Origin of the sequence: Pseudomonas sp. yb_5, assembly GCF_043103865.1 — a bacterium.
Taxonomy (GTDB): domain Bacteria; phylum Pseudomonadota; class Gammaproteobacteria; order Pseudomonadales; family Pseudomonadaceae; genus Aquipseudomonas; species Aquipseudomonas putida_Y.
On sequence record NZ_JBICKE010000124.1, the window covers coordinates 38,378 to 60,731 of the forward strand.

The 22,354-nt window shown below is 60.0% G+C and carries 20 protein-coding genes and 2 tRNA genes; 2 read left to right on the forward strand and 20 right to left on the reverse strand.

Annotated elements, in window-relative coordinates; all coding sequences use genetic code 11:
• Positions 1-51: 51 nt before the first annotated feature.
• Positions 52-354, forward strand: a complete 303-nt coding sequence (locus tag ACF8GF_RS21950; protein WP_176685374.1) for a putative quinol monooxygenase — start codon at positions 52-54, stop codon at positions 352-354.
• Positions 355-429: 75 nt separating this feature from the next.
• Here the strand turns inward: ACF8GF_RS21950 and ACF8GF_RS21955 are convergent, their stop codons facing one another.
• From ACF8GF_RS21955 to rlmE, 16 genes are all read right to left on the reverse strand, one after another.
• Entirely contained in the window at positions 430-780 is a 351-nt protein-coding gene (locus ACF8GF_RS21955) for a BON domain-containing protein (protein WP_021784324.1), read from the reverse strand.
• A 259-nt stretch (positions 781-1,039) separates the two neighbouring features.
• Positions 1,040-3,145, reverse strand: a complete 2,106-nt coding sequence (pnp, locus tag ACF8GF_RS21960) for a polyribonucleotide nucleotidyltransferase (RefSeq protein ID WP_014859357.1) — start codon at positions 3,143-3,145, stop codon at positions 1,040-1,042.
• A 250-nt stretch (positions 3,146-3,395) separates the two neighbouring features.
• Positions 3,396-3,665: a 30S ribosomal protein S15 gene (gene rpsO, locus ACF8GF_RS21965; RefSeq protein WP_003249971.1), complete on the reverse strand. Its 270-nt coding sequence runs from the start codon at positions 3,663-3,665 to the stop codon at positions 3,396-3,398.
• A gap of 147 nt (positions 3,666-3,812) precedes the next feature.
• A complete protein-coding gene (gene truB / locus ACF8GF_RS21970) occupies positions 3,813-4,730 on the reverse strand; it encodes a tRNA pseudouridine(55) synthase TruB (protein ID WP_003249968.1) in 918 nt (305 codons plus the stop codon).
• A gap of 3 nt (positions 4,731-4,733) precedes the next feature.
• A complete protein-coding gene (rbfA, locus tag ACF8GF_RS21975) occupies positions 4,734-5,132 on the reverse strand; it encodes a 30S ribosome-binding factor RbfA (protein ID WP_252460792.1) in 399 nt (132 codons plus the stop codon).
• A gap of 116 nt (positions 5,133-5,248) precedes the next feature.
• Positions 5,249-7,777: a translation initiation factor IF-2 gene (infB, locus tag ACF8GF_RS21980; RefSeq protein WP_021784326.1), complete on the reverse strand. Its 2,529-nt coding sequence runs from the start codon at positions 7,775-7,777 to the stop codon at positions 5,249-5,251.
• A gap of 27 nt (positions 7,778-7,804) precedes the next feature.
• Positions 7,805-9,286 (reverse strand): transcription termination factor NusA, encoded by a 1,482-nt coding sequence (gene nusA, locus ACF8GF_RS21985; RefSeq protein ID WP_003249963.1) that lies wholly within the window; start codon positions 9,284-9,286, stop codon positions 7,805-7,807.
• 59 nt (positions 9,287-9,345) lie between these two features.
• On the reverse strand, positions 9,346-9,804 hold the full coding sequence (gene rimP, locus ACF8GF_RS21990) for a ribosome maturation factor RimP (RefSeq protein WP_003249960.1): 459 nt from the start codon (positions 9,802-9,804) through the stop codon (positions 9,346-9,348).
• Positions 9,805-9,933: 129 nt separating this feature from the next.
• Positions 9,934-10,010 (reverse strand) — tRNA-Met (locus tag ACF8GF_RS21995).
• A 100-nt stretch (positions 10,011-10,110) separates the two neighbouring features.
• Positions 10,111-10,196 (reverse strand) — tRNA-Leu (locus ACF8GF_RS22000).
• A 21-nt stretch (positions 10,197-10,217) separates the two neighbouring features.
• Positions 10,218-10,616, reverse strand: coding sequence for a preprotein translocase subunit SecG (gene secG / locus ACF8GF_RS22005; protein WP_176685376.1), 399 nt, complete (start codon positions 10,614-10,616; stop codon positions 10,218-10,220).
• A gap of 4 nt (positions 10,617-10,620) precedes the next feature.
• Positions 10,621-11,376 (reverse strand): triose-phosphate isomerase, encoded by a 756-nt coding sequence (tpiA, locus tag ACF8GF_RS22010; protein ID WP_392488731.1) that lies wholly within the window; start codon positions 11,374-11,376, stop codon positions 10,621-10,623.
• 65 nt (positions 11,377-11,441) lie between these two features.
• Positions 11,442-12,782 carry a phosphoglucosamine mutase gene (gene glmM, locus ACF8GF_RS22015; protein WP_176685378.1) on the reverse strand — a complete coding sequence of 447 codons (1,341 nt, stop codon included), beginning with the start codon at positions 12,780-12,782 and terminating at the stop codon, positions 11,442-11,444.
• 16 nt (positions 12,783-12,798) lie between these two features.
• Positions 12,799-13,650 carry a dihydropteroate synthase gene (gene folP, locus ACF8GF_RS22020; protein WP_392488732.1) on the reverse strand — a complete coding sequence of 284 codons (852 nt, stop codon included), beginning with the start codon at positions 13,648-13,650 and terminating at the stop codon, positions 12,799-12,801.
• Positions 13,651-13,658: 8 nt separating this feature from the next.
• The gene (gene ftsH, locus ACF8GF_RS22025; RefSeq protein ID WP_021784330.1) at positions 13,659-15,563 is read right to left on the reverse strand and encodes an ATP-dependent zinc metalloprotease FtsH; all 1,905 of its coding nucleotides are present in this window, start codon (positions 15,561-15,563) and stop codon (positions 13,659-13,661) included.
• A 206-nt stretch (positions 15,564-15,769) separates the two neighbouring features.
• Positions 15,770-16,393, reverse strand: coding sequence for a 23S rRNA (uridine(2552)-2'-O)-methyltransferase RlmE (gene rlmE / locus ACF8GF_RS22030; RefSeq protein WP_176685379.1), 624 nt, complete (start codon positions 16,391-16,393; stop codon positions 15,770-15,772).
• Positions 16,394-16,495: 102 nt separating this feature from the next.
• Here rlmE and yhbY point away from each other — a divergent pair, with 102 nt between their 5' ends.
• Positions 16,496-16,804, forward strand: a complete 309-nt coding sequence (gene yhbY / locus ACF8GF_RS22035; RefSeq protein WP_003249945.1) for a ribosome assembly RNA-binding protein YhbY — start codon at positions 16,496-16,498, stop codon at positions 16,802-16,804.
• A 12-nt stretch (positions 16,805-16,816) separates the two neighbouring features.
• Here yhbY and ACF8GF_RS22040 read toward each other — a convergent pair whose 3' ends face one another.
• From ACF8GF_RS22040 to carA, 4 genes are all read right to left on the reverse strand, one after another.
• Positions 16,817-17,266: an MFS transporter gene (locus ACF8GF_RS22040; protein WP_176685380.1), complete on the reverse strand. Its 450-nt coding sequence runs from the start codon at positions 17,264-17,266 to the stop codon at positions 16,817-16,819.
• Positions 17,244-17,726, reverse strand: a complete 483-nt coding sequence (greA, locus tag ACF8GF_RS22045) for a transcription elongation factor GreA (protein WP_082056730.1) — start codon at positions 17,724-17,726, stop codon at positions 17,244-17,246. Before greA ends, ACF8GF_RS22040 begins: the two co-directional genes overlap by 23 nt.
• Positions 17,723-20,944, reverse strand: a complete 3,222-nt coding sequence (gene carB / locus ACF8GF_RS22050) for a carbamoyl-phosphate synthase large subunit (protein ID WP_392461265.1) — start codon at positions 20,942-20,944, stop codon at positions 17,723-17,725. The genes greA and carB overlap by 4 nt, the downstream gene beginning before the upstream one ends.
• A 105-nt stretch (positions 20,945-21,049) precedes the next feature.
• Positions 21,050-22,186: a glutamine-hydrolyzing carbamoyl-phosphate synthase small subunit gene (gene carA / locus ACF8GF_RS22055; protein ID WP_016391781.1), complete on the reverse strand. Its 1,137-nt coding sequence runs from the start codon at positions 22,184-22,186 to the stop codon at positions 21,050-21,052.
• Positions 22,187-22,354 lie beyond the last annotated feature (168 nt).

The following is a 22,354-nucleotide window of genomic DNA, read 5'->3' on the forward strand; positions in this document are numbered from 1 at the left end:
TCCACTTTTGTATACAATTCATTATTGAATTTAAAACAAAAGGAGCCATTTGTGTATAGCCTGTTCATCAAGACCCGAGTGAAACCTGGATGCGCCGACGCGTTCCTGAGTGCAATCAAAGTCAATGCCGCAGCTTCCGTGGCGAGTGAGCCAGGCTGCCTGGTGTTCGATGTGTCGCAGGATCGGGTCGACCCGGAGCTGATCTATCTCTACGAAATCTACCGCGATGATGCTGCGTATGATGCGCATACCCAGACCGCGCACTTTCGCGACAGCCGGCCATTGGTGGAACCGCTGATCCTTGAGCAGGAATGCTTCGAAAGCGATGTGATCGCGCGCAACCCGGTGTATTGAGCGCAAGACAAAGCCCTGGCACGGGCCAGGGCTTTGATGGAGGTGGCCAAATCCATTTGGCCGACGGGACATTCCTTATTCGGCTTTCAGGCCGTCAGACATCACGCTCTTGACGCCTTTGATGTTCTTGGTAATGCGTACCGCTTCTTCTTTCTGCGATTCGGTAACCTTCACGTCAGAAGACAGGGACACAACACCTTGGCTGGTCTCGACTTTGATGTCGCTGCCTGGGATACCTTTTTCAGTCAGCAGGTCAGCTTTGACCTTGGTAGTGATCCAAGTGTCGGAGCCCTCTTGCTTGGCGTTGTCAACGGTGTTGGCCGCCAACATGACTGGAGCCTGGGTTGGCTCAGCGGCGAATGCACCGTTAGCCATGGTCAGGGTCAGAGCGGTAGCAGTAGCGGCAGCAATGGCGAACTTCTTCATGTGGGTCACTCCTGTTTTTCGAAAGGTCTGCGCCGTATGTCCTGGCGGCAGGTATGAAGGTAGTTGCACGGGCTGTGCCAGCTTTGCCACTTCTATTATTTCCTTTTAAATCAATAAGTTAGCAAGCGACCATCACTTCGATGGTCGTGCATTTTGCAATCAGCGCGGTAAACCTGCATGCAAGATGCAAGTCCGCAAAAGGTTCCCGTCGCCCATGAAAAAAGGCCCCGAAGGGCCCTTTCTCTGTAGCGTGTGTCGCTTAGACGCCCGAGGCCTTGGCCGCAGCAACGTCCTTGATCGAAAGCTTGATACGGCCGCGGTTGTCCACGTCCAGTACCAACACTTCGACTTCCTGGCCTTCTTTCAGGATGTCGGTGACTTTCTCGACGCGAGCATCGCTCAGCATGGAGATGTGCACCAGGCCGTCCTTGCCAGGCAGGATGTTGACGAAGGCGCCGAAGTCGACAATGCGCTCAACCTTGCCGACGTAGATCTTGCCGATCTCGGCCTCAGCGGTGATGCCCAGGATGCGCTGCTTGGCAGCATCTGCCGCTTCCTTGGTTTCGCCGAAGATCTTGATGGAGCCGTCGTCTTCGATGTCGATCGAAGCCTTGGTCTCTTCACAGATGGCGCGAATGGTGGCGCCGCCTTTACCGATGACGTCGCGGATCTTGTCCGTGTCGATCTTCATCGCGATCATGGTCGGGGCGTTGGCCGACAGTTCGGTACGCGACTGGCCAATGATCTGGTTCATCTGGCCGAGGATGTTCAGGCGCGCTTCCAGGGCTTGGCCCAGGGCGATTTCCATGATCTCTTCGGTGATGCCGTTGATCTTGATGTCCATCTGCAGCGCGGTGACGCCTTTGGCGGTACCGGCTACCTTGAAGTCCATGTCGCCCAGGTGGTCTTCGTCACCCAGGATGTCAGTCAGGACTGCGAACTTGTCGCCTTCCTTGACCAGGCCCATGGCGATACCGGCAACCGGCGCCTTCATCGGCACACCGGCGTCCATCAGGGCCAGGGATGCACCGCAGACCGAAGCCATGGAGCTGGAGCCGTTGGATTCGGTGATTTCCGAAACCACGCGGATGGTGTACGGGAACACGTCAGCAGCAGGCAGCATGGCCTGAACCGAACGGCGGGCCAGACGGCCGTGGCCGATTTCGCGACGGCCAGCACCGCCCATGCGGCCACACTCACCTACCGAGAACGGTGGGAAGTTGTAGTGCAGCATGAAGGGGTCTTTCTTCTCGCCTTCGAGGGTGTCCAGCAACTGGGCATCACGGGCAGTACCCAGGGTCGCAACGACCAGGGCCTGGGTTTCGCCACGGGTGAACAGTGCCGAACCGTGAGTTTTTGGCAGCACACCCACTTCGATGTTCAGCGGGCGTACAGTCTTGGTGTCGCGGCCGTCGATACGAGGCTTGCCGTTGACGATGTTTTCGCGAACGGTGCGGTATTCGATTTCGCCGAAGATGTCTTTTACTTCGGAAGCCGAAGGCTGGCCTTCTTCACCGGAGAACTTGGCAACCGCCTGGTCGCGCAGCTCACCCAGACGCGCGTAGCGGTCGGCTTTGACGGTGATGGTGTAACCCTGCGAAACCGCTTCGCCGAACTCGGCGCGGATAGCATTGAACAGCTCGGTGTTGGCAACGGCAGGTTTCCAGTCCCAAGTCGGCTTGCCAGCTTCGGCAGCCAGCTCTTTGACAGCCTGGATAACAGCCTGGAATTCGTCGTGGGCGAACAGTACGGCACCCAGCATCTGGTCTTCGGTCAGCTCTTGAGCTTCCGACTCAACCATCAGTACAGCATCGGAGGTACCGGCAACGACCATGTCCAGGCTCGAGGCAGCCAGCTGCTCGTAGGTCGGGTTCAGCAGGTAGCCAGTGCTTTCGTGGAAGGCAACGCGGGCAGCGCCGATCGGGCCTTCGAACGGAATACCGGAAATGGCCAGGGCAGCCGAGGTACCGATCATCGCAGCGATGTCCGGATCAGTCTTCTTGCTGGTGGAAACCACGGTGCAGACGACCTGCACTTCGTTCATGAAGCCTTCCGGGAACAGCGGACGGATCGGACGGTCGATCAGGCGCGAGGTCAGCGTCTCTTTCTCGGAAGGACGGCCTTCACGCTTGAAGAAGCCACCTGGGATCTTGCCAGCGGCGTAGGTCTTTTCCTGGTAGTGAACCGACAGCGGGAAGAAACCCTTGCCTGGATCAGCCTGTTTGGCGCCTACCACAGTCACCAGCACGGTGACGTCGTTGTCGACGGTAACCAGCACGGCGCCGGTTGCCTGACGGGCAATACGGCCCGTTTCGAGAGTGACGGTCGATTGACCGAACTGGAAAGTCTTGATTACCGGGTTCACGGTTTCCTACCTTTTTCAGTGGCTCTTGGGGGAACTGGTTTCTTGCGAATTCTTGGGCAGAACGGGGAATCGGCCCCATTGACCGTCCAGATACAACACGAGGCTGGGAGCCTGGCACCAAGCGGAAAAACCGCTCAGCATAGCCAGGCTGCCAACCTCGGAGATACGCGTGGCATGTCCAACGGCAGCGCTGCAAAACAGCCCTGCCGAAGCCTGCGACACCCCACGCACACCACTGACCAGGCCGCTATTAGCGACGCAGGCCCAGGCGACCGATCAGGGCGCTGTAACGAGTGGTGTCTTTGCCCTTCAGGTAATCCAGCAGCTTACGACGCTGGTTGACCATACGGATCAGACCACGACGGGAGTGGTGGTCTTTATCGTTGGCCTTGAAGTGGCCTTGCAGCTTGTTGATGTTGGCGGTCAGCAGAGCAACCTGCACTTCCGGGCTACCGGTATCGCCGGCGGCTTGCTGATATTCGGCAACGATCTGAGCTTTTTCTTCAACGCTGAGGGCCATTTGGCTTCTCCTGATAACGGATCCCGCATGCGGGGTCCAATAGGCCAGGGACAAATCCCTGTATTAATAAAAAAGGTGTGACCGTGCCTACTGACAGCCACCCTTGATGCCGTGGGGCTCGGCAACTGCCTGGCCCCGCGGTTTCGGTCATTCCGACCGAATCAGCCGACGCGGCGCAATGCGCCCGTCTTCGCTCACTTCACCGATACCGATGAAGCGCGCATTGTGATCCTGTACCCGGACCATGCCAAATTGTGGCGCGTCCGGCGCGCGTACCGCCTGCCCATGCAGCCAGTAGAACGCACTGTGTTCCGACAGGCTGACCAGCGGCCAGTCCTGCAGCCCGCTGTCCGATGGCATCAGGAAGCGGTCGAGCGCTTCGTTGCCACCTTCGGCATGGGCCTGTTCGAGTTCCTCGAGGGTGACCGTCTGTGCCAGCGCAAAGGGCCCTGCCTGGGTCCTGCGCAGCTCGGCGACATAGGCGCCGCAACCAAGGGCTTCACCGATATCCTCCACCAGCGTGCGGATATAGGTACCTTTGCTGCATCCTACGCTCAGCCGTGCACGGGTGCCTTCGCACTCGAGCAACTCCAAGCGGTTAATAGTAACAGAACGCGCCTCGCGCTCCACTACCTCTCCTGCACGTGCCAGTTTGTACAACGGCTGGCCATCACGCTTGAGCGCCGAGTACATCGGCGGTATCTGGCTGATCGGGCCGCGAAAACGTGGCAGCAGCGCCTCGATGTCGGCGCGACCAACGGTCACGTCGCGGGTCTGCAGCACCTCACCCTCGGCATCGCCGGTGTTGGTAGTCTGCCCCATCTGCATGACGGTTTCGTAGCCCTTGTCGGAATCGAGCAAGTACTGCGAAAACTTGGTCGCTTCACCGAAGCACAGCGGCAACACGCCGGTCGCCAGCGGGTCGAGGCTACCGGTGTGGCCGGCCTTTTCCGCGTTGAGCAGCCAACGCACCTTCTGCAAGGCGGCATTGGAAGTGAAGCCCAGCGGCTTGTCGAGCAGGATGATGCCGCTGACATTGCGGCGGATACGTTTGACCTGGGCCACCACTTACTCCTTGGTGTCCGACTCGTCGGCTTCCTTGTGCAGGCGGTCTTCGGCCACTGCACGCTCGATCAGCGCCGACAGGTGCACACCACGGCTGACACTTTCATCGAAATGGAAGTGCAGTTGCGGCACGCTGCGCAGTTGCATCGAACGCCCCAGGTGCAGCCGCAGGAAGCTGGCAGCACTGTTCAATGCCTTGAGCGACTGCTGCACGGCATCCGGGGTTTCCTCGCCCATGACGGTGATGAACACCTTGGCATGGCCCAGGTCACGGCTTACGTCCACGGCGGTGATGGTCACCAGACCGACACGCGGGTCCTTGACTTCGCGACGGATCAGCTCGGCCAGCTCGCGCTGCATCTGATCGCCAATACGTTGGGTACGGCTATATTCTTTGGCCATTCTTGCTACCTGTAACTTAAAGCGGCAAACGCCCGGACAGACGAATGCCTGACCGGGCGCTACCTGAAGAGGTACCGCAAGCCGCCCTGTAGCAGGCGCTTGCGGCTCGCTCGCCCTTAAAGGGTACGAGCCACCTGGACTTTCTCGAAGACTTCGATCTTGTCGCCGACCTTGACGTCGTTGTAGCTCTTGACGCCAATACCGCACTCCATGCCCGAACGGACTTCGGAAGCATCGTCCTTGAAGCGACGCAGCGATTCCAGCTCGCCTTCGAAGATCACAACGTCATCGCGCAGTACGCGGATCGGACGGTTGCGGTACACGGTACCCTCGATGACCATACAGCCAGCGATGGCGCCGAACTTCGGCGAACGGAACACGTCACGTACTTCGGCGACACCCAGGATGTTCTCGCGAACATCGCTGCCGAGCATGCCGGTCAGGGCCTTCTTGACGTCTTCGATGATGTCGTAGATCACGTTGTAGTAACGCATATCCAGACCTTCCTGCTCGACGATCTTGCGCGCACCGGCATCGGCACGCACGTTGAAGCCGAACAGTACTGCATTCGAAGCCAGCGCCAGGTTGGCATCGCTCTCGGTGATACCACCGACGCCACCACCAATCACGCGCACTTGCACTTCGTCGTTGCCCAGGCCGCCGAGCGAACCCTGCAGCGCTTCAAGAGAACCACGCACATCGGTCTTGAGAACGATGTTGAGGGTTTTCTTCTCTTCCTGACCCATGGTCTCGAAGATGTTTTCCAGCTTGCCGGCGTGAGCACGGGCCAGCTTGACCTCGCGGTACTTGCCTTGACGGAACAGGGCAACTTCACGGGCTTTCTTCTCGTCGGCAACCACGGACAGCTCGTCACCGGCTTCCGGAGTACCGTCCAGGCCGAGGATCTCGACCGGGATCGACGGGCCGGCTTCCTTCACAGGCTTGCCGTTCTCGTCGAGCATGGCGCGTACGCGGCCATAGTTGGAACCGCACAGGACCATGTCGCCCTGACGCAGGGTACCGTCCTGAACCAGGATGGTCGCCACCGGGCCACGGCCCTTGTCCAGGCGCGATTCGACGACCACACCACGACCTGGCGCGGTCGGGGTAGCGGTAAGTTCGAGGATCTCGGCCTGCAGCAGCACGGCTTCGAGCAGTTCGTCGACACCGGTACCCATCTTCGCCGAAACCTTGACGAACGGCGTGTCACCACCCCAGTCCTCGGAGGTAACGCCTTCGACGGACAGCTCGTTACGGATGCGATCGAGGTCAGCACCTGGCTTGTCGATCTTGTTCACCGCAACGACCAGCGGAACACCGGCTGCCTTGGCATGCTGAACGGCTTCGCGGGTTTGTGGCATCACACCGTCGTCCGCCGCCACCACCAGGATGACAATGTCGGTCGCCTTGGCACCACGGGCACGCATCTGGGTAAACGCAGCGTGACCTGGGGTATCGAGGAAGGTGACCATGCCGCGGTCGGTTTCCACGTGGTAGGCACCGATGTGCTGGGTAATACCACCGGCTTCGCCAGCGGCAACCTTGGCACGACGGATGTAGTCGAGCAGCGAGGTCTTACCATGGTCAACGTGACCCATGACGGTAACCACCGGCGCACGCGACTCGGTCTGGCCTTCGAACTTCAGCGATTCGGCCAGGGAGTCTTCCAGGGCGGTGTCGCTGACCAGCGTGACCTTGTGGCCCAGCTCTTCGGCGATCAACTGAGCGGTTTCCTGGTCGAGCACCTGGTTGATGGTGACCGGGGTACCCATCTTGAACATGAACTTGACCACTTCAGCGCCTTTGACGGACATCTGGTTGGCCAGCTCGGAGACCGTGATGGTCTCGCCGATGGTCACGTCACGGATGACAGGGCCGGTCGGGTTCTGGAAGCCATGCTGGTTACGCTTTTTCAGCTTGCTCTTGCCACCACGACCACGACGAGCGCCATCGCTCTCTTCGTCGGTAGTGCGCGGAGCGGCACGCGGAGTCGGCGCTTTTTCCTTCTCCTTGACCTTGACCTTGATCGACACGCGAGGCGCCTCGCCACGACGACGGTCGTCATCACGGGTACGGCTTTCGTTGCGACGGGTCTCGTCTTTCTTGCGCTCGGCAGCACGGGCTGCGGCGTCTTCAGAAGCCGGGGCGTCTGCGACTACCGGGGCCGGAGCAGCGGCAGGAGCCGGCTCTGGCTTGGCGGCAGGCGCAGGGGCGGCGGCTGCGGAGCCGGCCGCCTGACGGCGAGCCTGCTCTTCGTTGCGCTGGCGAACTTCGGCCTCGACCTTGTCGCGAGCGGCATTTTCAGCCGCACGGCGCTCATCTTGCTCACGCTTCTGCTCAGCCTGGATTTCTTCAGGGCTGCGCTGAACGAAAACTTTCTTCTTGCGTACTTCTACGCTGATGCTTTTGCTACCGGCGACACGCAGGGTGCTGGTGGTTTTGCGCTGCAAGGTAATCTTGCGCGGCTCTTCCGCCTTGCTCTTGTGGCTGCTTTTCAAATGAGTCAGCAGGGTCTGCTTCTCATTGTCGGTCACTACCTGACCGGCGTCGGTGTGCGGCAGACCTGCCTCACGCATCTGCTGCAGCAGGCGCTCTACCGGTGCCTCGACCTCTTGGGCCAGTTCTTTCACCGTGACTTGCGTCATGCACTTCTCTCCTCAGGCCGCGCCTAATTACTCGAACCAGTGGGCTCGGGCGGCCATGATCAACTTGCCGGCACGCTCTTCGTCGATGCCGTCGATGTCGAGCAGATCGTCGATCGACTGCTCGGCCAGGTCTTCGCGGTTAACCACGCCGCGCACCGCCAGTTCAGCCGCCAGGTCTTTGTCCATGCCCTCAAGGGAGAGCAGGTCTTCGGCCGGGTGGGCGTCTGCCAGTTTTTCTTCGGTAGCGATGGCCTTGGTCAACAAACGGTCCTTGGCTCGAGCGCGGAGCTCATTGACGATGTCTTCGTCAAAGCCATCGATGTTGAGCATTTCTTCCAACGGTACGTAGGCAATTTCTTCAAGGCTGGTGAAGCCTTCGTCGACCAGCACTTGGGCCAGCTCCTCGTCGACTTCCAGTTCTTCGATGAAATTGCGCAGGATGTCACCGGTTTCGGCCTGTTGCTTGGCCTGGATGTCCTTTTCGGTCATCACGTTCAGGGTCCAGCCGGTCAACTGACTGGCCAGGCGAACGTTCTGACCGCCACGGCCAATGGCCTGGGCCAGGTTGTCCTCGGCGACGGCGATGTCCATGGCATGGGCATCTTCATCAACGATGATCGCCGCGACTTCAGCCGGCGACATGGCGTTGATGACGAACTGCGCCGGGTTATCGTCCCAAAGGACGATATCCACACGCTCACCACCCAGCTCCCCGGATACGGCCTGGACGCGCGAACCACGCATGCCAATGCAGGCACCTTGCGGATCGATACGCTTGTCCTTGGAGCGGACGGCAATCTTGGCTCGCGAACCCGGATCACGGGAAGCAGCCATGACTTCAATGAGGCCCTCGGCAATTTCCGGCACTTCAATGCGGAAAAGCTCGATCAGCATCTGCGGCGCGGTGCGCGACAGGATCAGCTGTGGGCCACGGTTTTCGGTGCGAATTTCCTTGAGCAGCGCACGCAGGCGCACGCCAACACGGAAGGTTTCGCGCGGAATGATGTCTTCGCGGGCCAGCAAGGCCTCTGCGTTGTTGCCCAGGTCAACGATGACGTTGTCGCGGGTAACCTTTTTTACGGTACCGGAGATGATCTCGCCAACGCGCTCACGGTAGGCATCGACCACCTGGGCACGCTCGGCCTCACGGACCTTCTGCACGATGACCTGCTTGGCGGTCTGGGCGGCAATACGACCGAACTCGATGGACTCGATCTTCTCTTCGATCACGTCACCGACCTTGGCTTCAGGGTGGGTGTCCTTGATCTTGTCCAGCCAGGTCTCGATCGCCGGATCATCAAGATCGGCTTCGTCGACCACGGTCCAGCGACGGAAAGTCTCGTAGCTACCCGTGTGGCGGTTGATTTCCACACGAAGGTCGACTTCGTCTTCAAAACGTTTTTTGGTTGCAGTGGCCAGGGCCACTTCCAGCGCTTCGAAAATGACGCCGGGCGGTACACCTTTTTCGTTGGATACCGATTCAACAACCAGCAGTACTTCTTTGCTCATCGTACGCCTCGCCTTGCGCAAGCCATTGGGCCCGGATAGTCCGCCGGGCCCGGCACGTCTCAGTCAAAACTGGGAATAATATTGGCCTTGTCGATCGAGTCGATCGGTAACAGGAACTCCTGATTGTCCACCTGGACCACCACATCCTGCTCCTCCACACCGCGGAGAAGGCCCTGGAAGTTACGACGACCCTCGAAGGGTGAGCGCAGCTTGATCTTCACTTGTTCGCCGGCATGCGAGGCAAACTGTTCCAGCGTGAACAGTGGGCGATCCATGCCTGGAGAAGACACCTCGAGGGTGTACTCACTGCTGATTGGATCTTCTACATCGAGGATTGCGCTGGCCTGACGGCTGACCGCTTCGCAGTCGTCCACCAGAATACCGCCTTCCTTGTCGATGTAGATGCGCAGTACCGAATGCTTACCCTGGGAAACGTATTCGATCCCCCAGCACTGATAGCCCAGACCCTCGACAACCGGGGCCAACAAGGCCTGCAACTGTTCTAGCTTGCTCGACACCTGAACCCCCTCGTGCATGCTGTGCAAATAAAAAATGGGCGAAGCGCCCATCCCTGAAAGCGCCGTAGGACAACGACGCCGAAACTGTTCGGTTAGCAAAAAGCCCCTGAAAAGGGGCTCCGCTGAAGCTGGTTGCGGGGGCTGGATTTGAACCAACGACCTTCGGGTTATGAGCCCGACGAGCTACCAAGCTGCTCCACCCCGCGACAAAGCTGGGGCAAAAGTATAAGACCGAACCCTGTTGAGGGTCAAATCCAAACATTCACCTACAAGAAAGCCCGCTAAAGCGGGCTCTCAAGCTTTAATTGGTACCGAGAAGGGGACTCGAACCCCTACACCCTATGGGCACAACCACCTCAAGGTTGCGTGTCTACCAATTCCACCACCTCGGCAATACTACTACTTGAAACCCGTTACTTCTGCTCTTGAGCCGGAGGAGGTACATCACCGGTATTATGGGTGGTTTCGCTCTTCTGCTGCTGGAGCACCGGTACATCATCATTAACTGCCGGTTTCTGCGGCTCTTTCACTTCTAGCACTGCTGGATCTGGAAGACCTGCTTGGCTAAGCTGGTGAGCTTGTTGCTTCGCGAAGTATCCTAACCCAAGTGCTGTCAAAAAGAAAGTGGCAGCGAGTATAGCAGTTAATTTACTTAGGAACGTTGCAGAGCCTTGGCTCCCGAACACGGTGTTTGAGGCACCCGCGCCGAAAGATGCACCTGCTTCAGCACCTTTACCCTGTTGCAACAGAACCAGCACTACAAGCGACAGCGCTGCCAACAGATGAAAAACAACGATGACTGTTTCCAGCATTTGTTCAGTTTCCTGCGGCGCGACAAATTGCACCGAATTCGTCTGCGTTCAGGGAAGCCCCACCAATGAGGCCCCCATCGATATCCGGCATGCCGAACAGTTCGGCCGCATTGGCCGCCTTCACGCTGCCGCCGTATAGCAACTGCACCTTCGCAGCCACTTCAGCATCTTCTGCCGCCAGCTGGCTGCGGATGGCGGCGTGCACATCCTGGGCCTGCTGTGGCGTGGCCGTAAGGCCTGTACCGATGGCCCATACAGGCTCATAGGCAATTACTGCATCGGCAAAAGCCTTAACACCGAATGCTTCGATGATACTGCTTAGTTGACGCCCGACAACTTCGAGCGTTTTGCCAGCCTCGCGCTCTTCAAGGGTTTCCCCTATGCAAAGCACTGGCTTCAAGCCTTTGGCCTGAGCTGCTGCAAACTTGCGATTGAGTACTTCGTCGGTTTCACCAATAATCTGGCGACGCTCCGAATGACCAATCAACACCAACTTGCAACCTGCTTCAACCAGCTGCTCGGGAGCAACTTCCCCAGTCAGCGCACCCTGTTCGGGTTGTACAGCAGAATTCTGTGCGCCGATAGTAATTTCTTTACCTGCCAGGCCATCGATCACTTGATTGATGAACAAGGCCGGTGGAAATACGGCGACTTCCACTCCGCTCGGCAAGACGAGATTACTCAAGCCTTTGGTCAGCTCAGCGACGCTAGCGCGGGTACCGTGCATTTTCCAGTTACCAGCTACCATAGGGCGACGCATGCTTTACCTCGTCGGTCAAAGTGGGCGCAGATCTTACCCAACCAGATCTGCGCTGGCAAGCGCCTTCAGACACAAACTTCGCCGACCAGTTTGGCCAGTGCTTCAGCATGGGCCCGCACCTGGGTTTCGTCTTCGCCCTCAACCATGACCCGGACCAACGGTTCGGTACCGGACTTGCGCAACAGCACACGACCACGCCCCGCCAGCGCTTCGGTAACCTTGGCACTGGCTTCCTTGACGGCCGGGTGCTCCAGCGGGTCGACCTTGCTGGCACCAAAGCGCACATTGATCAGCACCTGCGGACACTTGCGCAGGGCCTGGCGGGCCTGGGCCAGGGTTTCGCCACGGCGTTTGAGCGCCATCAGCACCTGCAGCGCGGCAATGATCGCATCGCCGGTGGTAGTGTGGTTGCAGCACACGACGTGACCGGAGTTTTCACCGCCGACCAGCCATTGACGCTCCAACAGCTCGGCCATGACGTAACGGTCGCCGACCTTGGCCCGCACGAACGGGATGTCCAGGTCCTTGAGCGCCAGCTCCAGGCCCAGGTTACTCATCAGCGTGCCGACCACCCCGCCTTGCAGCTTGCCATGCTCCTGCAGGTCGCGCGCAATGATGAACAGCAGTTCGTCACCGTCGACGATGGCACCCGTGTGGTCGACCATCAGCACGCGATCGCCGTCACCGTCAAAGGCAATGCCGAGATCGGCATGCCCGACCAGTACAGCGGCCTGTAGCGATTCGATGTGTGTCGAGCCGCAACCTTCGTTGATGTTCAGGCCATCCGGTTGTGCATGCAGCACGGTCACGTCGGCACCCAGCTCACGGAATACGCTGGGCGCAACCTTGTAGGTAGCACCATGGGCGCAGTCGACCACCAGCTTGAGGCCCTCGAAGCTGGTGCTGCTCGGCACGCTGCTTTTGCAGAATTCGATGTAGCGGCCGGCGGCATCATTGATACGCGAAACCTTGCCCAGCTTGCCCGACTCGACAACGGTCATCGGTTGGTCGAGCAGCTCTTCGATCATCAGCTCGACCTCGTCCGGCAGCTTGGTGCCCTGGCCCGAGAAGAACTTGATGCCGTTGTCGTCGTGCGGGTTGTGCGAGGCACTGATGACGATGCCGGCTTCGGCGTGGAAGGTACGCGTGAGGTAAGCGATGGCCGGGGTCGGCATCGGCCCGAGCAGCATCACATCGGCACCTGCTGCGGACAGGCCGGCTTCAAGTGCGGACTCGAACATGTACCCGGAGATACGGGTGTCCTTGCCCACCAGCACGCGGCAATGGCCTTGCTTGCGGAAGGCCATGCCGGCCGCCCAGCCGAGCTTCAGCATGAAGTCAGGCGTGATCGGGTATTCGCCGACGCGGCCACGAATGCCGTCGGTACCAAAGTATTTTCTGCTCATAGGGACTCCAATGTTCTTATTCGGCGTTTTGCACCGCAGCGATCATGCGCACCACATCAACGGTTTCGGCCACGTCATGTACACGAAGGATGCTCGCCCCTTTGGTCATGGCCAACGCCGCCAGCGCAAGGCTGCCGTACAAGCGCTCGCCGACCGGACGTTCCAGCGTCAGGCCGATCATGCTCTTTCGTGAAACGCCCACCAGCAGTGGGCGCCCAAGGCGATAGAGCGCTTCCATGTGCTTGAACAGGCTCAGATTGTGCGCCAGTGTCTTGGCGAAACCGAAGCCCGGGTCAAGGATGATTCTGTCAGCGTCGATGCCCGCAGCTGCGCAGGCGGCCATCCGCTGTTCAAGATAACGCGTGACGTCGGCAGTCACGTCCTGGTAATGCGGATCGTCCTGCATGTTGCCTGGCTCGCCACGCATGTGCATGAGGCACACCGGCAGACCGGTATCCGCCGCAGCGTCCAGGGCGCCATCGCGCTCCAGGGCCCGCACGTCGTTGATCAGCCCGGCACCAAGGCGTGCAGCTTCGCGCATGACGGCAGGTGTGGAGGTATCGACCGAAATGACCACGTCGAGGCGGCTGTTGACGGCCTCGACCATTGGCGCCACACGTTCCAGCTCCTCGGTCACCGACACTGCACGCGCACCCGGGCGCGTGGACTCGCCACCGATATCGATCAGCGTTGCGCCAGCGGCAACCATCGCTTCGGCATGGCGCAGGGCTTCGTCGCGCTGACTGAAGCGACCGCCATCGGAGAAGGAATCGGGGGTGATATTGAGAATACCCATCACATGGGTATGCGACAAATCAAGAACCCGGCTGCCGCAAGGCAACCGGGTCGGGTACTGCACTGAGCTCATAGATGCCCTTAGTGTTCAGCCGCTGGGCCGCCGATTGGCGATTCCGGACGATCATCCTGGGCCGCAGGCGTGCCGGAGTGCTTGTCGTCGTCCCAATCACGCGGTTCACGTGGTGTGCGCCCAGCCATGATGTCGTCAATCTGATCGGCATCGATGGTCTCGTACTTCATCAGCGCTTCAGTCATCGCCTCGAGCTTGTCACGGTTGTCGATCAGCAACTGCTTGGCAGTGGCATAGCACTGATCGATGATGCTGCGCACCTCGGAGTCGATCAGTTTGGCAGTCTCGCCGGACACACTGGCATGCTGGCTGCCGGCACTACGGCCGAGGAACACTTCGCCCTCTTCCTCTGCATACATCAGCGGGCCGAGCTTCTCGGACAGGCCCCATTTGGTGACCATGTTACGAGCGAGCTGGCTGGCCCGCATGATGTCGTTGGACGCGCCGGTGGTCACGCCATCGAAGCCCAAGGTCATCTCCTCGGCGATACGGCCGCCATACAGCGAGCAGATCTGGCTGATCAGCGCACGCTTGGACAGGCTGTAGCGGTCTTCTTCCGGCAGGAACATGGTCACACCCAAGGCACGACCACGCGGGATGATCGAAACCTTGTAGACCGGGTCGTGCTCAGGCACCAGGCGACCGACAATGGCATGACCGGCCTCGTGATAGGCGGTGTTTCTCTTTTCTTTTTCGGACATGACCATGGTCTTGCGCTCGGCGCCCATCATGATCTTGTCCTTGGCCAGCTCGAACTCTTTCATTTCGACCAGGCGCTTGTTGGAACGCGCGGCAAACAGCGAAGCCTCGTTGACCAGGTTGGCCAGGTCGGCGCCGGAGAAGCCTGGGGTACCACGCGCGATGACCGCCGGATTGACGTTCTCGCCGATCGGTACCTTGCGCATGTGCACCTTGAGGATCTGCTCGCGGCCACGAATGTCCGGCAGGCCAACCACCACCTGGCGGTCGAAGCGGCCCGGGCGCAGCAGCGCCGGGTCGAGCACATCCGGACGGTTGGTGGCGGCGATGACGATGATGCCATCGTTCATCTCGAAGCCGTCCATCTCCACCAGCAACTGGTTGAGGGTTTGTTCACGCTCGTCGTGACCGCCACCCATGCCGGCGCCACGGTGGCGACCAACGGCGTCGATCTCGTCGATGAAGATGATGCACGGGGCGTGCTTCTTGGCCTGCTCGAACATGTCGCGCACACGGCTGGCACCGACACCCACGAACATTTCCACGAAGTCCGAACCGGAAATGGTGAAGAACGGTACTTTCGCTTCGCCCGCAATGGCCTTGGCCAGCAGGGTCTTACCGGTACCGGGCGGGCCAACCATCAGCACACCGCGCGGGATACGGCCACCCAGGCGCTGGAACTTGCCCGGATCGCGCAGGAACTCGACCAGCTCGCCAACCTCTTCCTTGGCCTCGTCGCAGCCGGCAACGTCAGCCAGCGTGGTCTTGACCTGGTCTTCGGACAGCAGGCGGGCCTTGCTCTTGCCGAAGCTCATCGGCCCGCCCTTGCCGCCCGCACCACCTTGCATCTGGCGCATGAAGAACATGAACACGGCAATGATCACCAGGATCGGGAAGCTCGCCACCAGCAACTGTGTCCAGATGCTCTGTTGCTCAGGCTGCTTGCCTTCGACGACCACATGGTTGTCGACCAGATCGCCGATCAGGCCATTGTCGGTGATGGCCGGGCGCACAGTCTTGAAGTTGTCGCCATCGGTGCGCTTGCCAGTAATGATGTAGCCATCGACGGTCACACGCTCGACCTTGCCATCCTTGACCTGCTGGATGAAGTCGGAGTAGTTGAGGGTCTGCGGCTCGTTAGGGCTGGAGAAGTTGTTCATCACTGTCACCAGGACAGCTGCGATGATCAACCACAGGATCAGATTCTTTGCCATGTCGTTCAATTAGCTACCCTCTGAGGCCGGCGCACGACGCAGCCGTGCCTCGCATGATATTCATCGCCCTAACTTACTACATTACCTACGCAGCCGCAGGCACCGTCTGTAACCCTTTGTGAAAGCTAGACTACACGAAGTTCGGACGATCCTGACGCAGCGGCCGATTGGAATTAACTATCGACCACCCCGCTTCACACCTTTCATTACCCTTTGAAGCCCCTGCCCAACAGGTATTGCTCCCGGGAACGGTCCCGCGACGACGACGGCTTGCGCATTTGCACCTTGTCGAACTTGCTGCGCACGTCTTTCAGGTACACGTCAAAACCTTCGCCCTGGAAAATCTTGATCAGGAAGTCGCCCCCGGGCTTGAGTACACGGGTTGCCAGATCGAGGGCCAACTCGCAGAGGAACATGGCACGCGGAATGTCTACCGCGGGCGTACCACTCATATTGGGGGCCATGTCGGAAATCACAAGGTCTACATGCGAATCGCCGACCGCTTCGAGAATGCGCTGCAGCACTTCGTCCTGGGTGAAGTCCCCCTGAATGAAGGTCACGTCGGCGATCGCGTCCATTTCCAGAATGTCCGAAGCGATCAGGCGACCTTGGCCACCAATCAGACGACTGGTCACCTGGGACCAGCCACCAGGGGCCGCGCCGAGATCGATCACGCTCATGCCTGGGCGGATAATGCGGTCCTTCTCCTGGATCTCCAGCAGCTTGTAGCTCGCACGCGAGCGATACCCATCCTTCTGCGCCTGCTTCACAAAAGGGTCGTTGAAATGCTCTCGCAGCCAGTTTGCGCTGCTTTTGGAACGTTGTACCACGGGGCACCTCGATGATATGCGTCGTGATTGACTGGGCGGAGCCGGTGGCCCTCGGGTAAAATGCCGGTCAATTTTACAGAATCAGACGGAAAGGGTCAGATTATGCCGCTCAATAACGAGCAGAAGAAGCAATACAAGTCCATTGGTCATGACCTGAAGCCGGTCCTGATCGTTGCTGGCAACGGTTTGAATGAAGGCGTCATCGCCGAACTGGAGCGCGCGCTGGTCGACCATGAGCTGATCAAGGTCGAGATTCGCTCGGAAGACCGCGAGGAGCGCGCCGAAACCATCGCCGAGCTGTGCAAGGCCGGCCGTGCCGAGCTGGTGCAGACCATCGGCAAGAAAGCCCTGATCTACCGCAAGAACCCACAGCCGAACAAGCAGCTGTCCAACATCCACCGTTACAAGTAACGGTAGCGCCGATCAGTGGCGCGGTGAACGCGCCCTGACCGGTACCGGCTGGGCCACCAGCACGATGCCGGAAAAACCCAGCACCAGGAAGCAGAACATCTGCCAGCGCTCGCCCACGGAAATACCGTAGCGCAAGGTGTAATACCCCACGCAGGCACCGAAGCCGAGCAACAGCATCTGGCCGCGGAACTGCCGCCACCAGGCTGCCAGGCCGTCCACCCTCGCCAGCACTGCCAGCTGAGTCAACAAGCCAAGCAACGCCACGCCGATCAACCAGCGGTCGATCTGCCCGGCAACATCCTGCACCAGCAGCGGCGCCAGGCCACTGACCTTGAGCGCAGGCACCAGCCCAACATGGAACACCCACAGGCCACCGACCCAGAAAACCTGGGCCAGTTGCCAGAGGATCCCCTCGAGGGACGGCGCCCGCAGGCGCCGGTCAGATGTGCTTGACTTCGACAATCTCGTACTCGACCGTGCCGCTAGGCGTCTTGACGACGACAATATCACCTTCTTCCTTGCCGATGATGGCACGGGCGATTGGCGCACTGGCCGAGAGCTTGCCCTTCTTGATGTCGGCTTCGTCCTCGCCAACGATCTGGTAGGTCACCTGATCACCGGTCTCGGTGTTTTCCAGGTCTACAGTGGTACCGAAAATGACCTTGCCGGTGTGGGCAATGGTAGTCACGTCGATCACCACCGAGTTCTGCAGGCGGCCTTCGATATCGCGGATACGCGCTTCGACCATGCCCTGCTCCTCGCGGGCTGCATGGTATTCAGCGTTTTCCTTGAGGTCACCCAGCTCACGTGCCTCACCAATGGCCTGACTCAGGCGCGGGCGCTCGGTCTTGCTCAGGAACAGGTGTTCCTCTTCCAGGGCGCGAGCGCCCTGGACGGTCATCGGGTATTTGGTAATGCTCATGCTTTCAGTCCTGCATGCAGATCTTGCAAGCGACGAACGGTCTTTTCCGGACCGAATTTCAGCGCTTCGCAGATGGCTTCACCAGCCGCAATGGTAGTGGTGCAGTAAATCTTGTGCTGCAACGCATTGCGACGAATCGAATAGGAGTCGGCGATCGACTGGCGACCTTCGGTGGTGTTGATGATCAGCGACACTTCGTCGTTCTTGATCATGTCGACCACGTGTGGGCGACCTTCGGTCACTTTGTTCACACGGCGCACTTTCAGACCGGCCGCCTCGATAACCTTGGCGGTGCCTGCAGTGGCAACCACTTCGAAGCCCAGGGCGATCAGGTCGCGGGCAACGCCAGCCACTTGTGGCTTGTCGTCGTCACGCACGCTGATGAACGCAGTACCACCGGTCGGCAGCACTTCGCTTGCACCCATCTGGGCCTTGGCGAAGGCTTCACCGAAGCTGTCACCGACACCCATGACTTCACCGGTCGATTTCATCTCAGGGCCGAGGATCGGGTCAACCCCTGGGAACTTGGCGAACGGGAAGACGGCTTCCTTGACGCTGTAGAAATTCGGGATAATTTCCTGGGTGAAGCCCAGCTCTTTCAGGGTTTTACCCGCCATGACACGGGCTGCGATCATCGCCAGGGACGTGCCGATGCACTTGGAAACGAATGGCACGGTCCGCGAAGCGCGCGGGTTGACTTCGATCACGTAGATCTTGTCGCCCTGCAGGGCCAGCTGCACGTTCATCAGGCCGACCACGCCCAGCTCCAGGGCCATTTTCTTGACCTGAACGCGGACTTCGTCCTGCACTTCCTTGCTCAGCGAGTAAGGTGGCAGCGAGCACGCCGAGTCACCGGAGTGAACACCGGCCTGTTCGATGTGCTGCATGATTGCGCCGATGACCACGTCGGTGCCGTCGCACACCGCATCCACGTCCATCTCGATGGCGCAGTTGAGGAAGTGGTCGAGCAGTACCGGGCTGTCGTTCGACACTTGTACCGCTTCACGCAGGTAGCGCTTGAGCTCGTCCAGCTCGTAGACGATCTCCATGGCACGGCCGCCCAGTACGTAGGACGGACGCACGACCAGCGGGTAGCCGATGCTGCCCGCAGCACGGATGGCTTCTTCCTCGCTGCGCACGGTAGCGTTTGGCGGCTGCAGCAGGCTCAGGCGCTGAACCATCTGCTGGAAGCGCTCACGGTCTTCGGCGCGGTCGATGGCGTCAGGGCTGGTACCGATGATCGGCACGCCAGCTTCTTCCAGAGCGCGGGCCAGCTTCAGCGGGGTCTGGCCGCCGTAGTGAACGATCACGCCCTTCGGCTTCTCGACGCGGCAGACTTCCAGCACGTCTTCCAGGGTCAGCGGCTCGAAGTACAGGCGGTCGGACGTGTCGTAGTCGGTGGAGACGGTTTCCGGGTTGCAGTTGACCATGATGGTCTCGTAACCGTCTTCACGCAGCGCCAGGGCTGCGTGCACGCAGCAGTAGTCGAACTCGATACCCTGGCCGATACGGTTAGGGCCGCCACCCAGGATCATGATCTTGTCGCGGGTCGACGGGTTGGCCTCGCACTCTTCCTCGTAGGTGGAGTACAGGTAGGCGGTATCGGTGGCGAACTCGGCGGCGCAGGTGTCGACGCGCTTGTACACCGGGAACACTTCCAGCTTGTGACGGTGGCGGCGCAGGTTCTTGTCGGTGATACCCAACAGCACTGCCAGGCGCTGGTCCGAGAAGCCCTTGCGCTTGAGGCGCAGCATGTAGTCCTTGTCGATCGACGACAATGCCAGGGTCTTGACCTTCTCTTCTTCCTTGATCAGGTCTTCCATCTGCACCAGGAACCACATGTCGATGCCGGTCAGATTGAAGATTTCTTCGCAGGTCATGCCCGAACGCATGGCGTCAGCCACGTACCAGATACGCTCGGCACCCGGCACGGTCAGCTCGCGCTTGAGGATGCTGGTGGCTTCCGGGCTGGCCAGGTCGACTTTCGGGTCGAGGCCGCAGGCGCCGACTTCCAGGCCGCGCAGGGCTTTCTGCAGGGATTCCTGGAAAGTACGGCCGATGGCCATGACTTCACCCACGGATTTCATCTGGGTGGTCAGACGGGCGTCGGCTTTCGGGAATTTCTCGAAAGCGAAGCGTGGCAGCTTGGTGACGACGTAGTCGATCGACGGCTCGAAGGACGCCGGGGTGCGACCGCCAGTGATGTCGTTCTGCAGCTCGTCGAGGGTGTAACCAATGGCCAGCTTGGCGGCGATCTTGGCGATCGGGAAGCCGGTAGCCTTGGAAGCCAGGGCGGACGAACGCGATACGCGCGGGTTCATCTCGATGACGACCATGCGGCCGGTGTTCGGGCAAATGCCGAACTGGACGTTGGAACCGCCGGTTTCCACACCGATTTCACGCAGCACCGCCAGCGAGGCGTTGCGCATGATCTGGTATTCCTTGTCGGTCAGGGTCTGTGCCGGGGCAACAGTGATCGAGTCACCGGTGTGCACACCCATCGGGTCGAAGTTCTCGATCGAGCAGACGATGATGCAGTTGTCCTTTTTGTCGCGGACCACTTCCATCTCGTACTCTTTCCAGCCGATCAGCGACTCGTCGATCAGCAGCTCTTTGGTCGGCGACAGGTCCAGACCGCGAGTGCAGATTTCTTCGAACTCTTCACGGTTGTACGCGATACCGCCGCCGGTGCCGCCCATGGTGAACGACGGGCGAATGATGCAGGGGAAGCCAAGCTTCTCGAGGACCGCATTGGCCTCTTCCATGCTGTGGGCGATACCGGAGCGTGGGCACTCCAGGCCGATATCCTTCATCGCCTTGTCGAAGCGCGAGCGGTCTTCAGCCTTGTCGATGGTGTCGGCGTTGGCACCGATCATCTCTACGCCGAACTTCTCCAGAACGCCATGGCGCTCCAGGTCCAGGGCGCAGTTCAGCGCAGTCTGGCCACCCATGGTCGGCAAAACGGCGTCCGGGCGCTCTTTTTCGATGATCTTGGCCACCGACTGCCACTTGATCGGCTCGATGTAGGTGGCGTCGGCCATGGCCGGGTCGGTCATGATGGTGGCTGGGTTGGAGTTCACCAGGATGACGCGGAAACCTTCCTCGCGCAGGGCTTTACAGGCCTGGGCGCCGGAGTAGTCGAATTCGCAGGCCTGGCCGATCACGATCGGGCCAGCGCCGAGAATCAGGATGCTTTTGATGTCTGTACGTTTTGGCATGGTGGTCACTCAAATCCGGGGTCAGTCGGCAAGCCGCTTTGAACAATCTGGGTCAGGCGCTTCCGGGCACGGCAGGTGCCGGCCCGGGGCCTTGAAGCAGGATGCTCAGCGGCGCTTGGCCATGGCATCGGTGAAACGATCGAACAGAGGCGCGACGTCGGTCGGGCCCGGGCTCGCTTCAGGGTGGCCCTGGAAGCTGAACGCGCTCTTGTCGGTACGCTCGATACCCTGCAGGGTGCCGTCGAACAGCGACTTGTGAATGGCGCGAACGTTACCCGGCAGGGTCGCTTCGTCAACGGCAAAGCCGTGGTTCTGGCTGGTGATCATGACCACGCCGGTATCCAGGTCCTGGACCGGGTGGTTGGCACCGTGGTGGCCGTGGCCCATTTTCACGGTCTTGGCACCGGAGGCCAGGGCCAGCAGCTGGTGGCCGAGGCAGATGCCGAATACCGGAATCTCGGTTTCGAGGATTTCCTTGATCGCCTGGATCGCGTAGTCGCACGGCTCGGGGTCACCAGGGCCGTTGGACAGGAACACGCCGTCCGGGTTGAGTGCCAGCACTTCGCTGGCCGGGGTCTGGGCTGGCACCACGGTCACGCGGCAGCCACGGGCTACCAGCATGCGCAGGATGTTCAGCTTGACGCCGTAGTCGAAGGCAACCACGTGGTACGGCAGGTCGGCAGCCTCGATGGTCGGGTGGCTGTCGGTTTTCAGCTCCCACACACTGGAGCGCCACTCGTAACGCTCCTTGGTGGAGACGACCTTGGCCAGGTCCATGCCCTTCAGGCCCGGGAAGCCGCGGGCAGCAGCGATGGCGGCTTCTTCGCTGATGTTGTCACCCGCCAGAATGCAGCCGTTCTGGGCGCCCTTTTCACGCAGGATACGGGTCAGGCGACGAGTGTCGATGCCGGCGATGGCAACTACGTTGTTGGCCTTGAGGTACTCAGGCAGCGACTGGGTGTTGCGCCAGTTGCTGGCCAGCAGCGGCAGGTCACGGATGACCAGGCCAGCGGACCAGACGCGGTTCGACTCGGCGTCTTCCGGGGTAGTACCGGTGTTGCCGATGTGCGGGTAGGTCAGGGTAACGATTTGCTGCGCGTAGGAAGGGTCTGTAAGGATTTCCTGGTAGCCGGTCATAGCGGTGTTGAATACCACCTCACCAACGGTCTGACCGTCGGCACCGATGGCTTCACCGCGGAAAATACTGCCGTCGGCAAGGGCGAGTATGGCTGGCTTTGTCAAGAAGACCTCCCGTAAATCAAGCATGAAAGGGCGATCGCAGGTTGCAAAAAAGCGGAGTGACGTATGGACACGTCACCCCGCTTTCATGTGCTGAATTCAATTCGCTGCGCGCTTTTAGTGGACACACTAAAGCTGTAGCTTACAGAAAAGTGTGTTTTCGGTCTACCG